Origin of the sequence: Phenylobacterium sp., assembly GCF_036495085.1 — a bacterium.
GTDB lineage: Bacteria > Pseudomonadota > Alphaproteobacteria > Caulobacterales > Caulobacteraceae > Phenylobacterium.
Window position 1 is genome coordinate 1 of the sequence record NZ_DASXNL010000080.1, and the last position, 2,808, is coordinate 2,808.

Below are 2,808 nucleotides of genomic sequence, written 5' to 3' on the forward strand. Positions count from 1 at the left end.
CTCCAGATAGCCCAGGCCCAGGCCGCCATAGGCCTCCTCGACGGTGACGCCATGCAGGCCGAGCGCGCCCATCTGCGGCCAGAGTTCGCGCGGGAAGCTGTTGGTCTCGTCGATCCGCGCCGCGATCGGGGCGATCCTGTCAGCCGCGAAACGGGCGGTGGTTTCGCGGATCGCGTCGGCCGTCTCGCCGAGGCTGAATTCGAGTTGTGGCGCCATCAAACTATCCCTTCAGGAAGTCTGACAACGTCCTCCCGTTGCCTAGAGATCGGCCGAATCCTTGGGAACTTCAACAGCGCAAAACGACGAATGTTGGATTGTTTAAGTCGTCCGAGATGAGGTTCTCGGGGCGCCGAGGGACGACTATGCCCTGCACAGCGCGTCGATCTCATCTCGCGGCCTGCCTCAGCGCGACCGGAGGGGCAAGGCGGTGGTGGATTTGATCTCGGACAAGGTCATCGTGGAGTTGATTTCCTGCACTGTGGGAAGGGTTGATAGGCGGCCAAACACGAACTGTTCATAGGCTCGCACGTCGCGCGTGACGATCCGCAACAGGAAGTCGAAAGATCCCATAATTGCATGGCATTCAACCACTTCTGGAAATCTTCGGATCGCCGACGAGAACTCCGTGAGATTGGCGCGACCGTGCGCGGACAGTCGAACGCTTGCGAAGACCATCGTGTTGATGCCGAGTTTCTCGGCATCCAGGAGCGCCACCTGGGCGCGGATATATCCCGCCTCCCTAAGCCGTGACAGACGTCGCCAGCAGGGAGATTGCGACAGCCCGACCACTTCGGCGAGGTCGCCCGTGGAGAGAGAGGAATCTTTCTGCAGCGCATCCAGGATGCGCAAATCGATCTCGTCCAGGTCGGGGTTAGAATTATCCACAAAGCACCTCTTCGCCATATTGAGCTATGCGCGAGGCCTCCACAATAACCGAAGAACGCCCGAACCAAGTCCCCTCTTGGCCCTAGCCTGATGCGCATCGGTGGCCGGCTCGGAGTCCTGAGGTGCAGTTGGTGGGGTTCGACCCGGAGCAATCCGGCTGGGCGCTGGTGGATGAAGATCAAGGGGTGCTGCGCCACGTCGCCGGCGGGCTGACCGCTTGGGGGCCACGGCTCGCCGGCGGGGAGGGCTTTTGGGCCCTGCCGAGGACGGGCCGGGCTCGGCGTATTCCGGAACGGCTGTCGAGCTTGCGGCCCCTGCTTGGGCGAATCCTCCAACTTCCCGGCGTCAAGCCGCCGCCCGCGCCGCGACTGGCCGCCGTGGTCGGGACCACACTGGCCGGCCGCCGCAATCCTTTCCGCAGCTTCCTTGGTTACCTCCTGCTGGATGGCGAACAAAGCTGCAGGACACTGGTCACGCGGGATGAGTTCGGGGATCAGCCGCCGTCTCTCTCGCCCGGGGCCGGCGATTGCGCGTCACTGGTTGAGCGCCTGCAGGCGCTCGACGGCGCATTTGGACTGCGCCCGGCGGATATGGTCGTCCTCGGCGCAGCGCAGGTCGATGATGATATGGCCGAGCGCCTGACGGCGGGGAATCTCTTCGCCTCCCAGCATCGCAAGAGTGCGGCCGACGCATGGATGGAAAAGCGGTCCGATAGGTTCGCAGCGCCCAGGATCGCAATCTGATGACCAACGCCCCTAAGCTCCAACTGCACATACCGACACCGGCGGGCCGCCCCGGCGATGAACCGACGTTCGACCATCTGGAGATTCCGCCGGCGGGGTCTGTTCGCCGGCCCGATATGTCGGCGCCTGAGTCCGAGCTGCGGGACCTGCCCTACAGCCTGATCCGCGTCCTCGATGACGAGGGACGCGCCGTTGGACCCTGGAATCCAAAGCTCAGCGCCGGACGCATGCTCGAGGGCCTTCGCGCCATGCTGCTCACCCGCGCCTTCGATGACCGCCTCTTCAAGCTCCACCGCCAGGGCAAGACCAGTTTCTACATGAAGTCGGAAGGCGAGGAGGCGATCGGCGCTTGCCAGTCAATGGTGCTGGGTCGCGACGACATGGCGTTCCCGACCTATCGGATGCTCAGCTGGCTTATGGCGCGGAATTACCCGCTGATCGACCTGGTGAACCAGATCTTCTCCAACGCTGAGGATCCGCTCAAGGGACGACAATTGCCGATCCTCTATTCGGCCCGCCAGTACGGCTTCTATTCGCTGTCCGGCAACGTCGGCAGCCGTTTCGGCGCCGCGGTCGGATGGGCCATGGCCTCGGCGTTCAAGGGCGATGACAAGCTCGCCATCGGCTACATCGGCGAGGGGACGACGGCGGAAGGCGACTTCCACGAGGCGCTCACTTTCGCCAGCGTCTATCGCGCCCCGGTGATCCTGTGCGTCACTAACAACCAATGGGCCATATCCAGCTTCTCCGGCATCGCCGGCGCGGAGGCGACGACCTTCGCGGCCAAGGCGCTCGCCTACGGCCTGCCGGGTCTTCGGGTTGACGGCAACGACTTCCTGGCGATCTGGGCGGCGACCGAATGGGCGGCTGAGCGCGCGCGAAGCAATCGTGGCGCGACGCTGATCGAGCTCTTCACCTATCGGGCCGGCGGCCACTCGACGAGTGACGATCCCAGCAAGTACCGCCCGGCGGGCGAGGCGGCGAAATGGCCGCTGGGCGATCCGGTGGAACGCCTGAAACAGCACCTGATTGCGCTGGGCGAATGGGACGAGCCGCGCCACCAGGCTCTGCAGACCGAGCTTGCCGAAGCCGTCCGTGCGGCGGTGAAGGAGGGCGAGGCCGTGGGCTGCCTTGGAAAGTCCAAGCCCAGCGTGCGCGAAATGTTCGAAGGCGTCTTCAA

4 protein-coding genes are annotated in these 2,808 nt (G+C 64.4%); 2 read left to right on the forward strand and 2 right to left on the reverse strand.

Translation table 11 applies throughout. The features are described from left to right. Positions 1-216: acyl-CoA dehydrogenase family protein (locus VGI62_RS09530; protein ID WP_331504243.1), on the reverse strand; the 216-nt coding region annotated here is incomplete at its 3' end. Between the two features lie 186 nt (positions 217-402). Further along, positions 403-903, reverse strand: coding sequence for an Lrp/AsnC family transcriptional regulator (locus tag VGI62_RS09535; protein WP_331504244.1), 501 nt, complete (start codon positions 901-903; stop codon positions 403-405). 104 nt (positions 904-1,007) lie between these two features. Between VGI62_RS09535 and VGI62_RS09540 the strand changes: the two genes are divergently transcribed. Further along, positions 1,008-1,628: a hypothetical protein gene (locus tag VGI62_RS09540; RefSeq protein ID WP_331504245.1), complete on the forward strand. Its 621-nt coding sequence runs from the start codon at positions 1,008-1,010 to the stop codon at positions 1,626-1,628. Continuing rightward, positions 1,628-2,808, forward strand: a 1,181-nt coding sequence (locus VGI62_RS09545) for a thiamine pyrophosphate-dependent enzyme (protein ID WP_331504246.1), incomplete at its 3' end; no start/stop codon positions are given. The genes VGI62_RS09540 and VGI62_RS09545, both read left to right, overlap by 1 nt.

Coding starts and splice junctions, on each gene's coding strand:
- VGI62_RS09535 (WP_331504244.1), bottom strand. CDS start 903: ATGGCGAAGAGGTGCTTTGTGGATAATTCTAACCCCGACCTGGACGAG.